Below are 24,192 nucleotides of genomic sequence, written 5' to 3'. Positions count from 1 at the left end.
GGGGTGTATTTTTTTCTGCCAGACGGACAAAAATTGCATGCGTTGCATTTACAATCTGCAAAGAAAATGCAAAAGTATGGTTGCCCTCCAATAAGTAAACTTGGATCGAATCACCTGATGTCTATTCGATTTTCCATTCTTTCGTTGAGGATCCATCTCCTGTGCTCAGGCCTGTACATTTCATGAAAGCCGTCTCTTACCCGTTTCTTTTGCCAATCTTGTCACTCGTTTGGATCAACGGGGCAATCACCTCTCCCGTCAGCGATCTTTCGCAGAAAATCCAATCCCTCCCAGAGCAAACACCGGCGGAGAAGCTCAAAAAAGTCGTGCTCATGGTCGCTTGCGAACGGTTGGGTTCCTGTCCGGCGAATGACAATCGTGCGTCCGTCATGGCCACGGAAATCGATGCCGCACTTGCGATGCCCGCTGAACCATTCGGCACGCCTGCTTCATCGGCCCGCAACCTCAGCGTCCTGCGTCCTCCATTGACACCCGTCAACAACCCCTACCTGGATCGTCTGATGGCCGGAGCCCGGTCCTCCCTGGCCCAACCGGATGTCGCCTGGCCGGTGGCGGACACGGAACCCCTCTTTGGATCGGCCACCTCCCAGGGCGAATACAACCCGCGCGATACCGCCGCAAAAATGGAAGCGTTTTTCTGGCTCTTCGCCAATCCCGCCAGCCCGATGAAAGGTGACCCGGAAATCCTGGACCGCCTGCTTCAGCGACTTCTGGCCTATGCCGATGCGCTGGCCAACTTTTCAGAAATCAAAGGGGGCCAGTCGGTCTACGACGATTTTGCCATCAGCCAGGCGGCCATCACCCTGCGTGAATTCACCCGGCTTTATCCCGGGCTGCTGCTCCCTTCCCAGAAGGCCCTCATCGACCAGGCCATGCGCACGGCGGGAGACAAAGTGATGGTTTACAGCGCCGGGCACCGCGAATTCCACACCAAGGGCTATGCCAATATCCATCTGGCCATGTCCTTGGAACTGCTCAACTTCGGCCTCTACCTCGAGGACGCAGCCATGCTGGAGGCCTCCCGCCAGCTGCTGTATGCCCAGGAAAAGGCCATCCTGCCCGACGGTGGTACCCATTACATTTGGAGCCAGAACGAATCCTGTGGTTACCACGATGTCATCGCCCAGTTTTTCGCGCAAATCCATGAAATCAGTGGCGACCCGCAGCCACTCGCTTGGCTCAAACGCCTGGAGTGGTACGGCCCGGTCAGCATCGGACGCATGGCCGAATATTGGACTGCCCCATCATGGAAACACACTTGGAACAGTGCGCTCAAAGGGATTGCCGGCGGGGAGCACGTGGCCGGGGCCACCGGGAATCCCTACGTACGCGGCATTTTGGGCGAGCCCGATCCGAAACCAAAGGATCTCCGCCGCTGGGAACAGGCCCGTATTCCGGTTGCTTGGTACCGGAGAGATGTCAAACCACTTCCCTTGCCGGATGCGGTCACTTATCCCGACCGCAACATCGACGGGCCCCGCGCTTGGTATGGCCGCTTCAGTTACGCCGCCACCCTGCGTGATATTCCGGAAGACGAGCCCGGCCACGCCACTCTTTTGGGAGCCCTCATCGCCCAGCCGGATTTTTCCCTGCAAACCTTCCTCATGGGCGTCGGCCCGCGGGTGCGCGTCGGTGCCAAAGCCGACGACCCGCGTTCCTGGGCCGGCCTGACATCCGGCATGCGCTCCAGTCGGATCATCGGCAGGTCGTTCAGTGCCTTCACCGCCACGTATGAAATGGCCACATTCGGCAGTTCGCAAAAGGGCAAACTTTCGGGTTGGAACGGAAGGCAGTTATGGCTCACCCTGCCTGACCGCCTGATCGGCTGGATGGCCGTCGATCCGATCAAAGCCGATGCCCCGCCTGCGGATCTCCAGGCCGTCATCCGTCTTGGCACCGGTGGAACCGTCAACGGACCGAAACAAACCATCAAATCACTCGGCCCCAATGAGTGGAGCTACGGCGATTTTGTGGTGCGGGTCCTCGAGCAAAACTTTGCCAAAGTTGAACCGAAATTGGTGCCCTTCCGCCTGCCTGCATTCCCCACAACCGAAGTCACCTGCGAAGTGGCATCAGCCAAATATGCCTGGTGTCTGGTCGAAGTGAAACCCGCCTGGGCGCAGGAGCGGGCCGAGGTGCGCCACCTCCTCCAGCCTCAGGAAGCTGCGGGATTCAGCGTCTCTCTGGCTGGCAAACGCTACTGGGTTGCGGGGAATCCCGGAGCCTCTGAAGTCACGGTCCAGCCGCCCCGGACTGCGGGCAAAGCTGCGTTGTTTCTCTCCAGCCAATCCGCCCCCGCGGTTCCCGGTCCGAACGGCGAGCCCCTCAAGCTCGCTGCCCACGCCACCGCGGTCTTGGTGGAAAATCCCTCCCCCGATGAGCAACTTCCCGGTTGGGAGAATTTCCAGCAGATACTTGCGCAAAAAAAACCAGCCTCCTCCGGCACTTCCAAACCCTGACTCCCCAATCTTGCATGATCCGGCGTCCCCATTGGATGATCGTTATTGCGCTGCTCGCGCTGACCCCTTTTACGGCGCGGGCCCAGACGACCTACACCAAGGCCGACAACACCGCCCCGCTTGACCAGGCAGCCAGTTGGAATCCCGCCTCCCTGCCCACGTCGGCGGATAACATCACTTGGAACGGGACCTATGCCAATGGGACCGTGTCCACGGGCAACGGGACCGGACTGGCCATCCGCCAAGTACAGATCCTCAATCCTTCCCAACCCATCACCATCAGCACCGGGGGCAATCTGACGGTCGGCTCCGGCGGGGTCGACCTCTCCCAGGCGCAACAAAATCTCACCATCGAGGCCCCGGTGGTGCTTTCGGCCGCCCAGCTTTGGGCAGTGGGCCCCGGACGCACTCTTCTTGTCACTGGCAACTTGACTGGAAACAACAGCAATACAATCACCGTCAATGGGGGCAATGCCACCGGCCATGTGGTTCTGAGCCCTGCGACGGGTCAAAGTGTCAACCTCTCCGGAAACAGCACAAGTGCCTTTCTCGTTGTCGCCCGCAGCGGTGGTTTGTTGGTCCTCGGCGGCGACGGTTCCAATGCCCCGGCCACGACCAGCAACAATACGCTCATCACCAGCTCCGGCTATGGGGCCCTGACCGTGACTGGGAACGGGACGGTGCGGGTGAATTCCGGCACGTGGAATTTTGGCGACCTCGCCCGCAATGGCTCCGCCGACTTCTTTTCCGGAAGACTCGACGTCCGCGGCGGCACCCTCGCATTCAACGGGGCGCGCTTCCTGGGCGCCGGCAACATCACGGTCAGCGGCGGCACCTTGAAGGTCACCAACGTCGGTTCCATTTACTCCAACGGCGGCAAGTTCGCCCTTGGCTCGGTGGGCAGCAATGGCACCGCCACCCTCCAGATTTCGGGTGGCTTGGTCGACTTGGCTCAAGCGAATGGCTCGGTCAATGGCGGGAACTCCCTCGGCGTGGCCATCAGCACGCACCTGGCCCAGACCGGCGGCACTTTCCAGAATGGGATCACGGTGGGCGGCGGCACCAACGGTGGAAACACCACCACGCTGACCATCGGTCATAGTGGACTGACCAGCAGTGGCAGCGGGGCCAACATCACATACACTCCGGTATCCAACATCCTCGCGTCCTACACCCTCTCCGGCGGCACCCTCCTCAGCGCGGGGGCCATCCAGGGCACGACCCCCGCCAGCCCCGGTACCAACGGATCGTCCGGTTCCCCCCCCAACGCAGTCGTCAACCCCGGCACCGGCAATATCCGTAACTTCAATTTCCTTGGCGGCACTTTGGCGGTCGGGGCCTTCAACGCCACGGCTCTCGGCTACGCTTCCGCCAACGGCACCGCCGGCGGCCCGCCCCATTCCGATCCCGCCGCCAATTCGGTGGGCATCGGCACTCTTTACAACCATGGCGGATGCCTTTCCCCGGGGGGCAATGGTACCGCCGGCCGCACCACCCTCACCGGCAATTACGTCGCAACCGGTGGATCTCTGGCCATCGATATCGGGGGCACCACGCAGGCCACCGGATTCCAAAACGGCCAGTACGACTGCCTGTCCGTTTCCGGCTCGGCCACCCTCGGCGGCAATTTGATCCTCTCCCGGCTCTCCTCATTCACTCCGGCCGCCAACGCCACCTTCACCATCCTCACCAGCACGGCCAACCTCACGGGCTCGTTCGCCAATGCCCCCTCCGGCAGCCGCATCCTCACTTCCGACGGGCTCGGCTCGTTCGTCATCACCCAATCCGGGGGCAACCTCACCCTTGGCCAATACCTCGCTGTCACCGCGCCCGCCGTCACCTCCAGTTCGGCCCCCGCCACAGTTTTGGAAGAGGAGACGGTCACCTTTTCGGTGGCCGTGCAAAGCCTGGCCCCGGTCACCTACCAGTGGCGCAAAAATGGCGTGGCCATCGATGGGGCCACCTCATCCAGTTTCGTCATCCCGTCGGCCGCCAGTGCCGACTCCGGCACCTACGATGTTGTACTCACCAACTCCGTTGGCACCACCACCAGTTCCGCCTTCACACTGACCGTCGCTCTTCCCCGCACCACCCGCAGCGTGGTTGTTCCCGCCGGCTCCTCGCATACTTTCCAGGCCAGTGCCGGAGCCCTCGCCTACCAGTGGCTTATGAATGGGGCGGCCACGGGCAACGGCACATCTTCCTTCACTTACCAACCCGACGTGAATGCCGTTGGCACCCATTGGCTCCAGGTCCGGGAAACCTATTCGGACAATTCCACGTACACCCGCCAATGGGGGGTGCGTGTCAGCATCGACCAGCCCACTCCCGCCATCACGCTTTACGTCGCTCCCAACGGCTCCGACTCCAATGACGGCTCCATCGGTGCCCCCTTCCTCACACTGGAAAAAGCCCGCAACACCCTCCGTGCCCTCCCGCGTCCGCTGCCCGCGGGCGGGGCCATGGTCTACCTCCGCGGAGGTACCTACACCCGCACCAGCACCTTCACCCTCAACGCCACCGACTCGGGCAGCAGTGGTGCCCCAGTTGTCTATGCCGGATACCCCGGTGAAACCGCCATCATATCCGGGGGCAAATCCCTCCTTTCCTCGCAATTCACCCCATTGGCTTCAAGCGAACTCTCCCGTGTGGCCCCAGGAGTTGATGCCTCCCGCATCTGGGAAGTGGACCTGGCCTCCCTCGGTGTGGTGCACAAGGGGCCCTTCCCGAATACGTTCAACGAATGGCAGATCCGCAACGTCATGGCCGGCGGCAGCGCCGGTCTTCTCGAAGTTTTTTACAACGGCGAGCGCAAAATCCTCTCCCGCTACCCGAACCGCAACCTGGCTGACGATTCCCTGACCGCCAATCTCAAGATGAACGGCGTGGCCACCGGGGCCGACACCGCCGGCACCGGTTACCTCAATGTCGGTGGCAATTACACCACCAGCAATGGCACGGTCATTCCTGTCGGCGGGGCCTTCCATTACAACACGGCGGACGAGCCCAATATCCTCCGATGGCAGTCCGCCCTGGCCAAGGGGGGTGTCTGGGTCGTCGGGTACTGGCGTGTCCCCTGGCAGATCAACGGAGCCAAGGTCGGGTTCCTCGACACCGGCACCAAGAAAGCCATCGCCCTGGCCAACGGGGTCAGTATCAGCAACGGCATCGGCAACAAGTATTCCCGCCCGGCCGGCAGCAAGACCGAACCCTACTGGGTCGTCAATCTCCTCGAAGAAATGGACCAGCCCGGCGAGTGGTGTGTCGACTTCAGCCGCAACCGGCTCTACTTCCTTATGGACTCCGCCGCCCAACCCGCCGACAACAGCATCGTCCTCTCCGACCTCGGCTCCGCCTTGGTCCAGATCTCGGGGAATCACACCACCTTCCAGTCCATCCGTTTCGAGTATGGCCTGGGACAGGGGGTGCAGATCCTCGGTGGCTCCCGTAATCTCGTCACCGGTTGCACCTTCCGCAACATGGGCGGCTATCCGGTCGATATGAACAATTTTTCCGGCGGCACCTACAATGGGGTCGTCAGCTGTAACATGGAGGAACTCGCCTCCGGTGGTGTCCTCGTCCGCGGTGGAAACAACACCGCCAGCCCCCGCGTGCCCCATAACAATTTTGTCGTCAATAACCGCGTCAACAACTACGCCCGGGTCGTCCGCGTCTATGCCGCCGCCGTCGACGCCGGATACCAATACGGCAAGCCCTCCGTCGGCGCCCGCATCGCCCACAACACCACCAGCGGCAGCCCGCACGTAGGCATGTTGTGGAGGGATTATGACCACCAGATTGAATACAATGACATCAGCAACTACTGCTACTTCTCCAATGACATGGGAGGCATCTATGCTTACGCCTCGAATTACCTCAGCAACAGCACCATCCGCTACAATTACGTCCACGACAGCAAGCACGGGGAGGGGATCTACTTTGACTCCGACCACATCAATGCCACTGTCTACGGGAATACGGTCAACCTCCGCACCGACCCGAACGAGACCCGCGGCACCGGATTTTATGACCAGACGCCAGGTGGCACGCCCACGGCCGGGGTGCCCCTGACCGATACCTACATCAACAATGTAGCGGTCAACTGTCGCTTCGGTTTCAAGATTTACTCAGCCCCCGGGGGCACCATCGAGCGAAACCTGACCTACGACAACTACACCTCCGGCATCGTCTGGAACCGCGTCACGGCCAACGCCACCGCTTACACGTCCTCTTCATCCAACGCCACCGTCCTCGCTTCGGGTCCGAACAAGGAATACACGACAGACCCGGGTTTCGTCGACTTTGCCGCCGATGATTTCCGTTTCCGTCCCGATTCACGGGCCTTCACCGACCTGCCCGGATTCCAGGCGGTCCCCCTCGAAATGGCCGGACTCTACAACGATGAGTACCGCTCCGATGCGAAAGTTTACCCTCCATTCATCACGACCGACCGGGCTTCGAACCTTGGGTCCAACGTGGCCACATTCAATGGCACTCTCGTTTATCCCCAGTTCGATGCCAACGCCACGGTCTATCTCTACTGGGGGACCACCGACGGCGGTACTACTGCGGCTTCCTGGGATCATGCTGAAAACCTCGGCACGCCGGGCTCCGGCACACTGTCCCGGACACTGTCCTCGCTCACCCCGGGCACGCAATACTACTTCCGCTTCTACGCGGTCAATTCCGCCGGGGAAATGTGGGCCGAGCAATCCAACGCCTGCACCACGTACCCTTCCGAACCCGTGGCCACCGGGGGTACTCCCTCGGCCTCCAGCGAGGGCACTGCCGCAGCCTTGGCCCTTGATGGTAATGCTTCCACTGCCTGGCAAACATCGGGCAACGCCAACACCGGCTGGATTCAATACCGGTTCGCAGGGGCGACCACCCGGCAGGTCACGCAGTACCAGGTGACCAGCGCCGCCGACAATCCCGCCCGCGATCCCCGCGATTGGCGCTTCCTCGGGTCGAATGACGGCTTGAATTGGGCGGTGCTGGATACCCGCAGCGGCGAGGTTTTCACGAGCCGGGGCCAGACTAAAACCTATGGCTTCACCAACAATCTGGCTTTTGCCTATTACCGATTGGAGATCACGGCCAACAACGGGGACCCGTCCTCGCTCCACCTGGCTGATTGGCAGTTGTTTTCGCCCATCGTTTCACCGGATACAACCGGCCCGGTCATCACGACGCCCGGAAACATCACGGTTGCCGCCGGTTCATCCAGCGGTGCCGTGGTGGATTTCGAGGTCACGGCCGTCGATGCTGTGACCGGTATCGCCACCCCCACGGTCACTCCGCCATCCGGCTCGCTTTTTGCCATCGGCACAACCACGGTCAACATCACCGCCACCGATGCGGTCGGCAATACTTCCTTGGCCAACTTCACCGTCACCGTCACCGCCCCCGGACTGCCCAATCCCTGGAGCGTGCGCAATGTGGGTTCTTACAATTTCCTCGGAACAGCCACCCACAACGGCACCAGCGGCAACTTCACGGTCAATGCCACCGGGGGAACCACCGGCATCACCGGCGATATCTGGACCGGCAACAACGACAACTTCACTTACGTCTCACAACCTTGGACCGGTGACGGCATCTTTACCGCGCGCCTGGCTTCCTTCACCAGCACCGACAGCTCGGCCAAGGCCGGCATCATGTTCCGGGAAACCACTTCGGTGGGATCGAAGTACAGTTTCATGTATCTGCTGCGCAAAGGGGATGCCTGGGCCCAACACAAGACCGCTACCAGTGGAGCCACGTCGGGAACCAATTTCTTCACCAACTCCGTCACCGGCCGCGGCGTTCCGGAGTGGATACGCCTGGTCCGTTCTGGCAACACCTTCAGTTGCTTCTATTCCTCGAATGGCACGTCCTGGACCGCCCTTGGCGCCAACCGTACCATCACCCTCAATGGAAATGCCCTCACTGTCGGTTTTGCCGTTGGTCCGCGCACCGCCAATGGCACCGCCACCGCGGTATTTGACAACGTTTCCTTCCTCGGCAAACCCGCCGCACCCGCCGGCCTGACCTCCACCCCCGGTTCGGGACAGGTCGCCCTTGCCTGGAGTCCGGTCGCCAACGCCGATTCCTATTCCGTCTACCGCGCCGCGACTCTCGACGACCCGTTCGAGATGGTGGCCACCGGGCTCACGACCCCTTCTTATTCCGATACCGGTCTCAGTCCGGGCAGCAGTGCCTACTACCAGATCACAGCGACAAATGTCGTGGGTGAAGGTTCTGCTTCGTCCATGCTCAACACCGGTCCGCTTGACGCTCTTTCCACCTGGCGTCTGGCCAATCTCGGCTCCAGTAGCAACAACGGCACCGCTTCCAATGACGCCGATCCCGACCGTGACGGTTTATCCAACCTCATGGAATACGCCCTCGGTACTTCGCCGCAGTCTGCAAACCCCGGCGTCGCCCACTCGCTTGGGGCATCGCGCGACCGCTTGCGCCTGGTCTTCAACGTCATTGCCGATCCCTGGATCACCTACCGGGTCGAGGCCACCGGTAATCTCCTTCCGGCCACCTGGACGACCGTATCGGAATTCCGTGGCGGAGCTGGCGTCGCGGGGACGGTCGAGATTGCCGACATTGTCGCCGTCGGTGCATCCAATCCCGACCGACGCTTCATGCGGCTCGTCGTCACGCATTCACCGCCGCCATGAATTGCCCGGAATTGATGTGTCGTCTGATTCTTGCCATCGGCTGCGGCCATTTTGCGGTCCTGCCCCTGGTCCTGCACGCTTCCACCCCGCAATTCAGCCTCCCGTTGGGCATCAACCCGGATCAATCCATCACCTATTATCCCTACCCCAACGGTGACCGCATTCCCGATTTTTCGACCGTGGGTTTCCAATACGGCAACACCCCCGTCCCCGGCGAGCCCGGTGGCTACGATGTGCCCGTGCTCGTAACCCTGCAGCCCGGCACGGGCGACCAGACGGACCGCATCCAGGCCGCCATTGACTTCATCGCCACACGCCCTTTGGTGAACGGCTTCCGTGGCGCCGTGCTTCTCAAGGCTGGACGTTGGGAAATTCATTCCGTCAACCGAATCCGTGTCACCGCCTCCGGCGTCGTCATCCGCGGTGAGGGGGACCACCCGCTCACCGGCACCCGTCTTTATGCGGTCGGCACAACGAATGAGAACCAAAGTGGCAACACCCGCAATTCAAGGCTCATCGCCTTCGACGGAGGCGGCATCACCGCAGGAACCACCCGAACGCTGGTGGACAATGTTTACATTCCGGGCGGGACGAATGTGATCCCCATCTCCGGCCATCCGTTCACCGTCGGCCAGCGTGTCCAGGTTCGCTGGCCCGGTTCGATCGCGTGGCAAAAGGCGAGCTACTACAACACGGCGGCCACCGTGGACAAGGATCCTGCCATCACGTTCAATCGCATTGTCACCGCCGTCACCCCCAACTCCATCACCCTCGACGCGCCCATCACCTCGCCACTCGACCCGGCATGGGGCCGCGGTTACGTCGTGCCGGTCACCGCCTTCAGCTACATCACCAACGTCGGTGTCTCCGATATCTACTTCGAGAGCACCTATGCATCGGACACCGATGAGAACCACGTCTGGAACGCGCTCGATTTCACCGAGGTCGAGGACGGCTTCGTGAACGGGTGCACCGCCCGCCACTTTGCCTACTCCATCGCCTACGTGAACACCTCGACACGTAAGATCACCATCAACCGCTCCCAGTGCCACGATGGCATTTCCATCCTGCAGGGTGGCCGCCGATACAGCTTCGTCCTCACCGGTGAAATGGGTCTCGTCAGCAACAATATCGGACGCAACGGTCGTCACACGTTCATCATCAACTGGCCCGCCGCTCCGGGGCCCAATGTCTTTGTTGACGGCGTCTCCAGCCGCTCTTTCAACGAATCCGGCTCACATGCCGAATGGAACAACGGTGGGCTCTGGGACAATATTTCCGAGTTGAGCGCCACCGTCGGGCTCCAGGTGAAGCTCGAGCGACCTTCCGCCTTCTGCGTCGCATGGAATGTCGTCACCAACACCCTCACGTTTGAGAACATGCCGCTCTCGCCGAACTGGTCGTTCGGCACCACCGCCGTCAATGGCGGCCCCGCCGCGTGGCGCAACTCCGGTGGTGTCCCTGCCGGCCTGCTGGGCAAGGCCGAGGCTTGGTACAATGGAACTCGCATGCCGGTCCGTTCGCTTTATGCCAACCAGCTCGAAACCCGCCTGCGTGCGGCCAGGAATCCGCACACCCATCAGGCGAATCTGCCTGTTCGTATCAACCTGCCGCCTACCATCCGCACGCCCGCCCAACTCGTCGTTCTCTCGGGTGCCGCGTGGTCCTATCAGTTGCCCGTGTCGAATGTTGTCGCCGCCATCACGACCCCCAACTACTCGGCAACCGGCCTGCCCGCAGGGCTCTCGATCAATGCCACCACCGGCCTGATCTCAGGCACCCTTCCCACCGTCACCACCGAGACCAGTTACAACCTCACGCTCTCGGCCCGCAATCAGGATGGCACCACAACCAAACCGATGACGCTCACGGTCCGTCCAGCCGGGGCCCCTAAAATCCCCCTCACCATGGCCCTCGAGGTCGACATGCAGCGCACCACACCCCTGCTGATCAGCGGTGTCCGCTCGGAGGTCACGTCGCCGATTCCGGTTCCCATGGTCCCCGCCTCCCGTCTGCTCGCTCCAATGATTGTGAGGAAATCCTACACGTCCGACATCAACGGCACTGCCTACACACTGGCCGACATTCCCGTCCCGGTCCGTGGTGTGCTCCCCATTGAAGGCCTAACATCATCCATCACCATCACCTACAACGGTTCCACCACGCTGCCAACGCTCCCGGGATACTACGACATCGTGGCCACCCTCGACGATCCAATCTACGAGGCGAGCACCACCGGACGACTCCTCATCACCACGGGCACGGCTGTCACGGTCACGCTTGCCAACACATCGGCCCCTACTGCCTCCGCCCCTGTTACAGCGACTTCCACCCAGTCTTCGATCACCCCGGTCATCACCTACGACGGGTCACCGACTTTTCCTGCGAGCCCCGGCCAATACACCGCCAAAGCCATCGTGGCCAACGCGGACTTTTTTGGAACACGCGCCGCGCTCATCAGCGTTCAGCGCCCGGCCGCCACGCTCACCATCGGTAATTCCTCCCTTCCTTACACGGGCGCTGTGGGTTCGCCGGTCGTCACGACCAATCCCCCCGGCCTCGCCACCCGGGTTTCGATCGTTGGCCAGGGAGTCTTCCCCGGCACCTATCCCATCACGGCGTGGATCAACGATCCCAATTACAGCCATACACCGGTCGCGGGCAACATGACCATCACGGGCCTCGTCATTTCCACACCGGACAATCTGACCATCAGCGGCAGTCCAAGTGGGGCGTTGGTCAACTTTGAGGTGAGCGCGGGCGATGGCTTCACGGCCACCACCACGGCATACGCCAATCCTCCTTCCGGTTCACTCTTCCCCGTGGGCTCCACCACGGTCAACGTTACTGCCAACAATGGAAGCACCACGGCCAATGCATCTTTCACAGTGACCGTTTTCCCGGGTCCGGGGAATCTCCAACAGATCAATCCCTCAGCCGGTGTCGCCCCCGGGACAGTGGAGATTTTGGCGGCCGACTCCATCCGTATTGTCGGTGCGGGGGGCGCCACCAGTGGTGGAGTCACCGCCGATCTTTGGACCGGCACAAACGACTCCAACACCTACCTTTCCATGCCTTGGCAGGGAGACGGGGTGTTCACGGCGCGGCTTGTCTCGTTCTCTTCGACGGACGCTTCTGCCAAGGCCGGAATCATCTTCCGGGAAACCACCAGCGCCGGCTCCCGCTACAGCACCATCCACATGCTCAGAAGCGGATCCGTGAATTTTCAGCACAAGACCGCCACCAATGGTTCCGCCACCGGCACCAACTTTTTCAGCGGCTCTGCCAGCAGCACAAGCGGTTTTCCTGAGTGGCTACGAATGACCCGCCAGGGCGGCACCTTCACACTGGCATTCTCCGACAATGGGACCACGTGGACCACACTATCCACCCAGGCCAACACCATGAACGGATCAACCCTGAGTGTCGGCTTTGTCGTCGCCCCCCGCACCGGCAACACAACCGCCACGGCAGTCTTCGACAATATCCGTTTCTTTTCCCCTCTGCAGTCCTGGCGACAGCAATACTTCGGCGCCAGCGTTGCCACTGGCGCGGGGGCCGACAATGCCGACCCGGATCGTGACGGTGCGGACAATTTGGTGGAGTATGCCACGGGCAATCATCCCACGCAGGGGGGAGTGGTTTTGTCATCATCGCTGGGAGTGTCCGCAGACCGCCTCCGCGCACTTTTCAGTATCATCTCCGATCCCTCCCTGGTCTACCGGATTGAGGCCACCGATAACTTGGTGTCCGGTCCTTGGCAGACTGTTTCCGAGTTCCGTGGCGGAGAAATCCCCGCCGGTCCGGTCGAAGTTCAGGATTTTTTGACCGTCTCCGAAGCCGCCCGACGCTTCATGCGTTTGATTGTCACCCATTCCCCACTCGCCAACTAATCCCATAACACCACTACGCAACATGAAAATCACCCGCATCTTTCACACACTCGGCATTCTCGGCTTTGTCCTGCTATCTGCTCTACAGGCCCAGTCACCCACACCCATTCCGCCCCCCCCGGAACCACCGCCCCAGGATCAGGGTCTTCCTTACACCCGTTCGGCGGATGCATCCGCGCTTGAAATCATCCGTGGCGGAATAGCCGTGTTCCCCGGAAGCCGCTATGCCTATGTCCGGGGACACCGGGTACGCCTGAGTGAAAAGAACCTGCTGCGGGCCGAGGCTGTGTGGAAAGAAGGAAAGCTCTTCGTGCCTGCATCCTTCATTCCCGTGCTCTCTGTCAAGGATCCCAAACCAAACCCTGTGCCTGCCGATCTGGCCATGATTGCCGACCGATGGGTCTACGCGCCCTCTGAAATCGTTCCTGCCTCGGTGCTTTCAAAGCTGGTTACTTTGCTGCCGGGCTCCAGGGATGGAGGAATTCCCCAGGGCTCTGCCTCCCTCACGGTGCGTGGTGAAAGCTACGTGGCGCTGGAGGAAGTTGCACGGGCAGCGGGTCTTGGTGTCTTCTCGCACCCATCGGGCCTGGTTTTCCTCGGTGCCTCGGCTCCCGTCTGGCCGGACTCTGGAAGCCCGCGCATGGACGCGGTGATCGCGCTCTTCGATACCCCCGAGAAATTCGCCGATCCTTCCATTGCCGAAAAGTTCATCCCGAACGGAGCCCGCCAAAAACCGTGGACCGCCCATGTCAAGGTCACCCCGGAGCAGATGGCGCTGCTCAATGGACCGGAAACCGAATGGGAACCGGTTCCTATTTCGGCCTATGACGACAAAGGAATGGACAAGACACTCCTCGGATCCGAAGTGCCCGCCCCGGGGGTCTATCCACGGCTCTTTTTCAGTCCGAAGGACCTGCCCGAACTTCGCCGCCGCATCAAAAACACCATCAGCGGTCAGAAATCCCTCATCGAGATGGAGGTCCTATTCAAGAAAAGCTGGCTCGATCCCAAGACCAGTGACGGAGCTATTTTCGAAAAACTCGCCGCCGGAAATCTGGAAGGCCTGGAATGGGATGTGCCGGCCGGCAAGGCGGATTTCATGGCGGGCCACACGTTCAAGGGGCAGAAACCAGGCATCTACAACTCCCACATTGCTTATGTGCCCGAATGCCTCAGCGCGCTCGCCCTTTACGCGCTTCTGAACGATGATGATGAACTCGGGCGGCGCACCGCCACGGCTGTCGCAAATTACTACAAGCTGCGCGAACCCCTCCTCGACGCTTTTCTTAAAATCAGCGATTCCGAGTTCGGTTCCTCCCTGCGCAATCCTGACGGGACATTGCTGGAATTGAACGCCTACGGTGCCCGCACCCACTGGCGGAACATTCATGGATTGGTCGCACACATGAATCTCGGCCCGGCCCTTGATTTCTCGGGGAAATGGATGACACCCGAACAAAAGGACCTTATGCGGCGCTTCATCGCCAAGGCCACCTATGGACGCCGCTCGCACGGGCAGGATGGCCCGGTCCGTTTCCGCGACGTCAATTGGATGGCCTGGGACCTGCCTCATTTCATTGCCGTGGCGGCCATAGAGGGCTTGCCGGGCTTTGATGCCGAGGCCTACGCTTCCGGTCTGGAAAGCGCACGGGCCTTCTGCCAGTGGGGCATCGACCCTTCCGGGGTCGTCTTTGAAAGCAACGGCAAGAATCCGGGGGCATTCCAATTCCAGCTGCTCTCCATGGTCATCGCCGCCCGGCGAGGGGAAAACCTCCTGGCCCATCCTCATTGGCGCAAGCTCCTCGAGGGCCAGGCCCTCATGACCTCGCCCGACGGACGGGTCATAGTCAACAGCGGCACGCAGTATTCGCCCCACAGCCGCCAGAAGCTGTCCATGTCGTTGGTCAACCAGTTCAAGGGCTTGTATCCTGACAATCGACTGGCTGATTATTTGATCTCCACCGATATCCCCCTTCGGACCCAACCCGCCGATACCGTGGGTTTCGTGCTGCCGGAAAGCAAATTCGATCCTGTTGCCTATCGGGCCCTGGTGGAGAAAACCCCGCGCCTCCGGCTGCCCAGCCCGACCTATCCCGGTTTCACGCGCAACATCCTCTTTGATGGGGACGCGGTGTTTACCGAACGGTCCTCCCTCGGTTTGCCGTTGGATTTCAATGCCCCGGTTCATGGGGTGTTTTCCGCCTACTCATCCCCTGAAAAGGACGCCGCTTGGATGAATATGATGGTGCGCCCCAACCACTACCTCGGGGCGGGCCACCATCACGCCGATGCCGGCATGTTCCACTTCTCCGCCCTTGGCGTGAACTGGATCACCGAGTCGCCCTTCACCCAGTGGTATACCGGCAATGTCCACAATCTGGTCCAAGTGGATGGCCAGTCCCAGGCCGAAGGTATTGATGGTGTGGTCAATGGTTACAACGCCGCCGCTACTTACCTGGGTTCGCTGGTTTGTGGACAAGCCGCCATGGCTTCCGCGGATCTGACTTACGCCTACTCCTGGAGGTGGAATACGCAACCACCCCAGGTCTGGCCGGAAGCCACGCGTGCCCTGGGCTGGGAATTCGACCCCAGCCCGCAGATCGCACGCATCTTCGCCGGCACGGCCCGCTACAAACTCCGTCCATGGTGGTCGAACTACACTTACGGCAATTACATCGCCACCAGCCGTGCTCCGTTTAATCCCATGCAGCACGTCTTCCGATCCGTCGGTCTCGTACGCGGGGACCATCCCTATGGATTTGTGGTTGATGACTTGAAAAAGGACGAGAAAGTCCGCCACTACCAGTGGACGGCCATGCTCAACGGTGGCGTCTGGCAGGCCAAGGTGGAGGGACTTCCAGCCAACGCCATTGCTCTGGCCACCACCGGCCAGGACACCGACTTGAAGGCTCCCCCGGGCAAGCCCGTGCTTGAGCCCAAGACGGGGGACCCCATGGTGCTCGTATATGCCCTCGGCATGACACAACCTGAGAAGTCCATGCCGCTTTTGGCCACGGAGACCGTCGAGGGCCAGAAAGACCGCAAGGGTGCTACGCAATACATGGACCGCTTGGTCATCCACCACAAGGCCGCCCAAGCCTCCTTCCGCGTCCTCCTCCTGCCGGTCCGTGTTGGCGGACCACTGCCCAAAGTCGACTACGATCCCGCCAAGGGTCTGGCCAGGGTGAACTGGGAAGGTCAGGTGGACGAACTGGCATTCACACAAGGTGACGACCCGCGCACCCGGCTGATCATCCGCCGGGGCGGCAAAACCATTCTCGGACCCTGATCGGCTGACATCCTTGGCACGGTGAGCTTGAACAGAATGATCGGAAACCTCGCATGAATGCTGCGGTCCGGCGGAATCTATCCCCGGCCCGGGGCCGTCTGTTGGTGCTTCCGATTTCATGGATACCCGTATGACTCCTGACATCCCGCAAAAAAGTGATCGGACGGCAAGCCTGCCCGCCAGCACGGCAGGAACATTCCCGCCGTCCACCCGCTTTGTTCATCTCACCTTGGTCGCCCTCTTCTTGTACGCGGCCTCGCCATTTGCCGCAGAAGCCCAGCCCGCAAAATCTTCCCGGTTGGACACTCCCGCCACCCTCGCCGATCCCGAAGCCTTGCGGCAGTCCATCCCCGCGCTGCGCGAACAGCGACATTGGACCGAGTTCGCCACCCCCGCGCAGATCAAACTCTACCAAGGCCCGGAAACGGTCTACCCGGATATCCCTCCATCGGCCCATGACCTCACGGGCTTCGACCCCACCCTGCTCGGATCTGCCGTCCCTGCGCCCGGTGTCCATCCACGCATTCTCTTCAGTCCGGGCGACATACCCCTGATCAAGCGCCGCCTTGAACAAAGCAAAACGGGTCAGAAGGCCCTGATTGAAACCCGCTTCCTGCTGGAACAAACTCTGTATAACCCCGCTTCCGACGAAGGAAAAATCTACGCCAAACTCATGGCGGGGGACACGGCCGACTTGAAGTTTTTGACCCCGGAGCCGCCGAAGGAAGTCAGCTCCATCACCCTCGTCATCCCGCCCCGCCATTGGTTCGTTGGCTACAAGCAGGCGCTCCCCGACACCCTTCACACCGCCTACCTGCCTAACTTGCTCGCCGCCTCGGCATTCCAGGCCCTTCTCGATGGCGACACCAAGCGTGGACGCCAGACGGCCACCGCGATCGCCAACTACTACCGCCTTCGCAATCCGTTCATCGACGCCTACGCCACCGAGCAGCATCAACGTCAGCTCGCCCCCCGTGACTATTGGCGGGCCATCTTCGGTGTCGCCGGGGGCAACAACCTGGCTTTCTGCTACGACCTCGCCGCGCCTTGGATGAACGAGGAACAACGGGACATCCTCCGTCACGCCGTGGCCTCGGCCACCTCCGGTCGTCTCGCCTACGGAATGAACGGCCCCGCCCGTTGGGCTGAAACCAACTGGACCGGCTGGGACCTCGAACACTATCTCACGGCCCTGGCGATTGAAGGCGAGAAGGGCTACGACCCGGACATTCAACCGGCCGCACTGCGCACGCTCAAGGGCTACCTGCAATGGGGCATCAGCCCCCAAGGCACGATCTTTGAAAGCAACGGCAAGATTGGCGCCGGATTTCATTACGCCATGCTCACCGCCATCGCCCTCGCCCGCCGGGGGGAGAACCAGTTCGGTCATCCCCACCTTCGCCAGCTTCCCCTCGCACAGGCCCAGCGCGTGGTCCCGTCGGGCGAATACAACGTCAACAACGGAACATGGGGTAATGCCAACTTCGCCTACGGCCACTTCTTCACCGCCTTTTATCCCGGCGGCAAAATCGCCGCGGCGGGGAACTTCCTCATGCGCCAGGATCGGCCCGGCCTCGCCAACTTCAATCCCGGTGATTACCAGCAGTCCCTTGAAGCGGCGTTATCGAAATCCGCCGGCAAAAATGCGGCCAACATCAACTGGCGCAAACTGACTCCTCTCACCCCCGCCCACACCATGGGCCCGACTCCATACGACTGCGCGGATTGGAGCGGAGCGGGTGACCTGGCGAAGGCGCGCGCGTCCATCCAACTTCCCCTCGATTTCGCAGATCCCGTCCACGGTCTTCTTGTCACCCGTTCCGGTCCTGGCACCGACGCGCTTTTCCTCATGTTCGAAGTCCGAGCCAATCTCAGCACCATCGGCCACCAACACCATGATGCCGGTCATTTTTACCTCGCCTCCGATGGTGAGATGTGGGCGGTTGAGGCCGGGGCAAAATCCGGTTTCTCCTATGACCACTCCAACGTCCGCATCGGCGGCCGTGGTCTCGCGGACGTGGCCTACCCGCCGCGGGTCAAATTCCTTGGCTCCCTTCTGGCCGAATCCGGCGCTGTGGCCTCGGCCGACATCTCCGCCGCCTACAACCACGGCTGGGTGGGTCCGACCCAATTCCAGTGGACCATCCCCGACGCCAAAGACTGGAAGATCACCCCGGAGACCGACCCCGAAGTGGTCGCCTTTTTCCGTGGAACACAGAATTACAAAATGCGCATCTGGGGCGACCATTACTTCAAACAAAACTGGGGGCCCACGATGCGCGTGGCTTCCGCCAACCCCGTGAAGTCCGCCTGCCGCACCGCCGCCCTCGTTCGCGGCCCGCGTCCTTATGTCCTCATCCTCGACGATGTTGACAAGGGGGACGGCCGGGATCACGACTTCGACTGGGTCATGCAGGTCCCCAACAGCGTGCGCCTCGCCGATATCGAATTTCCCGCCGGCAATCCCGCCTCCGCGGTTCTGGTCAAGGCCGAAGGCGGGGATCAGTGGCGATTGACCGAGGTTCAAAAATCTCCCAACGGCACGCCCGCCCTGCTGGTGGTCCTGCTTGACGTTCCTGTAACCGCGGCACCCCAGTTGTGGAATTTCTCCAGGGCGACCGAGCAACCCATCCGTCTCGACGTGCGGAGCTACACCGCGGACAAAGCCACCCAGATCATCACCCGCACCCGACTATACGTCAGCCGGCGCGGGACCGCCCTCAACTCCCGCATCGCGCTGATCCCCTTCAGGATCGGAGAGCCCCTCCCGAAAATCAGCTGGGATGCCACCAAAGCCACCACCACGATCCAGTGGCCCAACCAGACAGACACACTCGCTTTTTCCACCACCGATCCTGCCGGAAGGACCCGCTTCACCGTGCAGCGGGGAGGCTCCCAAATCCTTGCTTCAGACTGATGAAGCCGGCCACTCCTATCCACTGTTTTAAACCGTTAAGGGAAACGTGCGATCGATGAATGAAGCCACTTTCAAAAACCCGGTGCTTCCGGGTTTCTATCCCGATCCCAGTATTTGCCGCGTCGGAGGGGACTTCTATCTGGTGAACAGTTCGTTTGAATTTTTCCCCGCCCTGCCCCTGCACCACAGCACCAACTTGGTGGATTGGCGGCCCATCGGCCATGCCCTTGACCGGGGCAGCCAGATCGATCTCAGCCGCACGCCCACTTCGCAGGGGCTGTTTGCCCCCACGATCCGGTTCCACGGCGGCCGCTTTTATTTGGTGTGCACCGACGTGTCTGGCATTGGCAATTTCATCATACAAGCCGAAAGGGCGGAGGGGCCATGGTCCGATCCCCTGCCCATTGCGATTGAAGGGATAGATCCTTCCCTCTTCTTCTATCGGGGTGAGGCATGGTTAACGGTTTCCGCGCCCGACCAACAGGGTATCTGGTTGGCACGTTTGGATGTCGAAAGCGGTTGCCTGCTGGATGCCCCGTCCCTTGTTTGGAAAGGAACCGGAGGGAAATATCCCGAAGGTCCGCACCTCTTTCTGCGCGATGGCTGGTTCTACCTGTTGATTTCGGAAGGGGGCACGGAATACGGCCATATGATCACGGTGGCACGCAGCCGGGATATCCTGGGACCTTATGAACCTTGTTCGCGGAACCCGATTGGGTCCCACCGCAGTTTGGATCACCCCTTGCAGGCCACCGGGCATGCGGACTGGGTGGAATTGGAATCGGGCGATTGGTGGATGGTATTCCTGGCGATCCGCCCGCTTGGCTATCCGCCCATGCATCACCTAGGACGCGAGACCTGCCTCGCACCCGTGCATTGGGATGGCGATGGCTGGCCCGTCGTTCCACTACCCCTACCGATGAGGCTTCCAGTTCCCTTTGCTCATTCAACTACTGCGGTGGTCGAGGGAATCCGCTTCCGTGATGAATTTGATGAACCGTTCCCGGATCCCGGGTGGATCCATCGCCGCACACCGCGGCAGGATGCCTGGTCTCTGGTCCGCACACCGGGTAGCCTTTCCTTGCGCTGCGCGCCTCCCTGCCTGGATGATCCCGAGCCGCTGGCTTTTCTTGGGCGCAGAATCCGGGACCACTCGTTTCGTGCTGCGACTTTGCTTGATTTCAAGCCTGCCGACACCGGCGATCGCGCGGGTTTGGTAGTTCATTATAATGAACGCCACTGGTCCGCCCTGGAAATGGGCATAGGCGCAGCGGGGAGGGGAGTGCGCTTTGCGCGACGCTGCGGTTCGCTGCGTGCAGAATCGGAATGGCATGCGTTGCCCGAAGGCCCGGTTGAACTGGCGGTCTCCGCAGGATGGGACGGGTCGGACAAGGCATATTGGCGGTTTGAGGTCCGTCTGCCCGAAGGTTGGAAGGAACTGGGTGCCTCCGAGGTCCGCCACCAGTCCACGGAGCTAGCCGGGGGTTTCATCGGAAACCTCACGGCCCTTTATGCTACCGGCTCTGGCCGGGATTCCTCCACTTGGGCGGAATTCGCATGGTTTGAAGAGATTGCAAATCCTACTATTGAAACCCTATGATTGAGTCCCAATTCGCTCGGCTCTGCCGCTGTTCCTGCTGCATCCTTTTACTAGCCCTAGCGTCCTGTCAGCCACCACCTGCGAACACGACGCCGGCCACCCCTGCCGCGCAAGATCCATCCACCACCCCGCCCTCCGCTGCTTTGGGACCCGAGGTGTCGACCCCTGCGCCTTCAGTCTCCGCCTCCGGCCTCGATCCCTTGTTGGAGGCCTCTGCCTACCGGGATAAGCAGGTCTGGTCCTATCATTCCAAAGATCCTCTGCCATGGACGCAGTTCAAGCCTCGGGACTACGGTTCCTCCCGGGTGAAGTTCAGCAGCGAGGGAGTGCGCCCGGTCGGACGCGTGCCAGCGCCGGGGGTGCATCCGCGCATCTTTTTCTCCCCGGAAGACCTCCCCGCGCTCCGCAAGCGCCTCAAGGAGGATCGTGCTGGACAAGAGGCGTGGAAAAACATCCTCGCCTGGTCCCACGCGCTCAAACTGACTTACGACGAGAAGGCTGATTATGCCCAGCCAGACTGGGCAAATGGCGGCTTCCATGTGCGGGGCCGGTTCGTGGACTTACACAGGATTGGTGGCTACAATCCCAAACGGGAGGATTACTACAGCATACTGGCTTCAGGCGGGCGTCCGCAGACCTATGAAAAAAACTCTCCCGCATTGTTTTTCAAGCCGGGTGCCGCCGAGGCCTTTCGTTGCTTGATTGAGGAGGACAAGGCCGCCGCGGAGGTGTTGGCCAAGGCCACCATCACCGCGATCAAACTGGAACAGGAACGCCGTGCGGCCAACGATAAACCAGTCAAGGAAGGCGAGCCGCCCAAACCCTCCACCGGTCGCACCGACGCCTGTGCCCTGGGATTCATTTATGATTTCATTTATAACTACTTAACCCCCGAGCAGAAAAAAATCATCCACGAAGAGCTCGTTCTGCTCTCCGCCTGGGCCGACAACTACGGCTCTTTCAACAACGCCGAGGCCAGCCGAAGCAACTGGGCCACGTTCTCGTATTGGGTCTATGACCTGATGGCCATCGAAGGGGAGCCGGGCTTTAACGATCTCAAATATCTCGCCCTCTACCGTGGCTGGCGTAACTTTTACACCTACTCCTTCTTTGACAGCGGAGCCGCTTATGAAGGCGAGGGTAAGCTGCTCTTCGGACTTGATGCTGCTGTGGTGATGGATCGTGTGGCGCATAAATACAGATTGGAACCGCTGACCCAGCATCCATTGGTTCGCGCTTACTACGGCAAGTTCTCTGCTTATGCCATGTTGCCCACCCGGGATAACTTCGCCGTCTTTGACATTCTTGGTTCTATCAAGGGGGGATTCACTACTCCGCACGATCTCGTGGTGGCTCGTTATCTCTATCCCAACGACAAGACCACGGACTTCGTCTATCGCGCCATGGTGCAGGACGATTACAAAGAACTGCCGCATGGTCTGCATTCGCTGGCGCATCAGGCGATCACCTCGGCCATCTTTGCCACGGCCTATACGCCGGAGGTGCAACCGGAGAAGCTCAACATCGGGAACACTTTTTTCTGCGGCCAGCGCGCACTTCTCATGACGCGCTCATCGTGGGATCGTGAGGCCACCTTCCTCACCATGCATACCCGCGGGGCGAGCGGAGGTCACCCCTATCCGGACCGCAACGGAATCATGCTCACGGGCAAGGGCCGTCCCTGGATCACCATTCCCTCCAAGGACCAGGGCCCCTGGGCGTGCAGCACGGTGATCATCGATGAGGCCGGGCAGGACACCAGCACACCGGCCCGCGTGGTGGACTTCGCGGACCAGCCTCTCGCCACCTTTATGACCGGCGACGCGAAATATTGTTGGGACTGGGTCTGGAGCAGCGCCTCGAAGACCACCGATGGCCGCGACATCCGGAGAGAGGATGTGGAAAAGGACATGGTCGAACGCGGAATGAGCTGGGAGCTGGTGAACCAGTCGTTCAACGATTTTGCTTGGACCCAAGTGGACCAGCCTGTTTACCGACAGCCACTGAAGTTCCGCAACAGTTGGATCGCGCCGGATGGCGTCCTCACGCCCTACCTGCGGCAGGTGAACACCCCGGTGCTCCGATCCTTCCGCACGGCGGGCTTGGTGCGCGGACCCCGGCCCTACGTGCTGGTGATCGACGATGTGGAACGTGACGGACTTCCGGCACGTTATGACTGGAACCTAACCTTGATGCCCGATGTGGTCGAGGCCCGGGGTGGCACCGGCGAGCTTCAGCCGGGGGACATTGTCCTGGCGGGTAATGCCAGCCTCGATCCGTCGGGCGCGCTCAAGACGGGGGAACCGGGCCTGTTGATCCGTGTCCTGAATGCTGAGGGAACGCGAGCACCCCACCGGATCGAGCTGCGGGAGAAGGTCAATCTGCTGACTCTCAGCACCCGTGCGGCCGCCCCCGGATTCAAGGTGCTTCTCCACCCGTTCCGGGGAGGCGAGGCGTTGCCGCAGACAGAATGGAATGCGGACCGGGCCTCGCTGCAAGTCAGCTTTGTCGATCAGAAGGACGTCCTCACCTTCGCGCCGTCGCCTGAAGGCAGGACGGTCCTAGGTATCCAACGTGACGGCAAGATGGTGCTGGATATGAAGAAGACCGTACCCGCTTTGGAAGACCCCGGTTCCACCGCCATCACTGAGGAGCTGCGCAGAATTCCCGCGTTGCTCGAGGTCCTCAAGAAGGAGGGTTACGATCCCCTGCGGCTGCCCGGCTTCATCGCAGGCTGGGAGTTTGATCGGGCGGTGGACGGGGCATTCTCTCCCTTGCCGGGAAGCGTGGCGGCCGCAATTCCAATTCCCCTCGGCGAGCGCACATTCACCGCCGGAATGAACGGACGGCAGGCCGTCGTGGTGGGTCCCGAGGGGATCGGCGGTCCGCTCGGCTTTGCCACCGAGATGAAGGGACAGCCGTTCACGGTCTCCTGCTGGTTGAAGACCCGCAGCGGTCCGTTCATGGGATCCTACTTGAATGTGGATGGGGTGATCGGTTCTGAATTCATACAGGGAACGATGCGCCACCAGTTCCTCCGCACACTCAAGGACGGCTGGCCCTCGTCCATGCTCTCCAGTTGGACGCATGTCGTCTTCAGCAGCGATGGGTCCACGCTCTCCAGTTACCGCAACGGGCGGCGCATGGCTGCGGTTCCCCTGGATTCGGCTGCCAGGTGGTCGTGGGGCAAGACCTTTGTCCTGGGTGGCAAGAGCCAATATGGTGACGCCGAGGTGGCCGCCCAGTCGGTCCACTTCTATAATACCGCCATGGATGCCGCCGCTGTTGAGCGGCTTTACGTCTGGCAAAAATTCTCCACGGTACCCGTCGCCCACTGACTTT

General features: G+C 61.1%; 7 protein-coding genes. All 7 read left to right on the top strand.

Going from position 1 to position 24,192, the window contains the following annotated elements; translation table 11 throughout:
• The first annotated feature begins 218 nt into the window (after window positions 1-218).
• The 7 genes from SFU85_00330 (at window position 219) to SFU85_00300 (ending at window position 24,188) form a co-directional block, all read left to right on the top strand.
• Window positions 219-2,480 (top strand): hypothetical protein, encoded by a 2,262-nt coding sequence (locus tag SFU85_00330; protein MDX6765215.1) that lies wholly within the window; start codon window positions 219-221, stop codon window positions 2,478-2,480.
• 14 nt (window positions 2,481-2,494) lie between these two features.
• Window positions 2,495-9,151: a discoidin domain-containing protein gene (locus SFU85_00325; GenBank protein MDX6765214.1), complete on the top strand. Its 6,657-nt coding sequence runs from the start codon at window positions 2,495-2,497 to the stop codon at window positions 9,149-9,151.
• A complete protein-coding gene (locus SFU85_00320; GenBank protein MDX6765213.1) occupies window positions 9,148-13,044 on the top strand; it encodes an MBG domain-containing protein in 3,897 nt (1,298 codons plus the stop codon). Before SFU85_00325 ends, SFU85_00320 begins: the two co-directional genes overlap by 4 nt.
• A 22-nt stretch (window positions 13,045-13,066) precedes the next feature.
• Window positions 13,067-16,333, top strand: coding sequence for a hypothetical protein (locus SFU85_00315; GenBank protein ID MDX6765212.1), 3,267 nt, complete (start codon window positions 13,067-13,069; stop codon window positions 16,331-16,333).
• Window positions 16,334-16,463: 130 nt separating this feature from the next.
• Window positions 16,464-19,250, top strand: a complete 2,787-nt coding sequence (locus SFU85_00310) for a hypothetical protein (GenBank protein ID MDX6765211.1) — start codon at window positions 16,464-16,466, stop codon at window positions 19,248-19,250.
• 55 nt (window positions 19,251-19,305) lie between these two features.
• Window positions 19,306-20,850, top strand: a complete 1,545-nt coding sequence (locus SFU85_00305) for a glycoside hydrolase family 43 protein (protein MDX6765210.1) — start codon at window positions 19,306-19,308, stop codon at window positions 20,848-20,850.
• A 155-nt stretch (window positions 20,851-21,005) separates the two neighbouring features.
• On the top strand, window positions 21,006-24,188 hold the full coding sequence (locus tag SFU85_00300) for a LamG-like jellyroll fold domain-containing protein (protein ID MDX6765209.1): 3,183 nt from the start codon (window positions 21,006-21,008) through the stop codon (window positions 24,186-24,188).
• Window positions 24,189-24,192 lie beyond the last annotated feature (4 nt).

The organism is Candidatus Methylacidiphilales bacterium (genome assembly GCA_033875315.1).
GTDB lineage: Bacteria > Verrucomicrobiota > Verrucomicrobiia > Methylacidiphilales > CAZTYG01 > JANRJG01.
The sequence above is the reverse complement of the archived record's forward strand: the minus strand, read 5'-3'. Positions and strand labels throughout refer to the sequence as shown.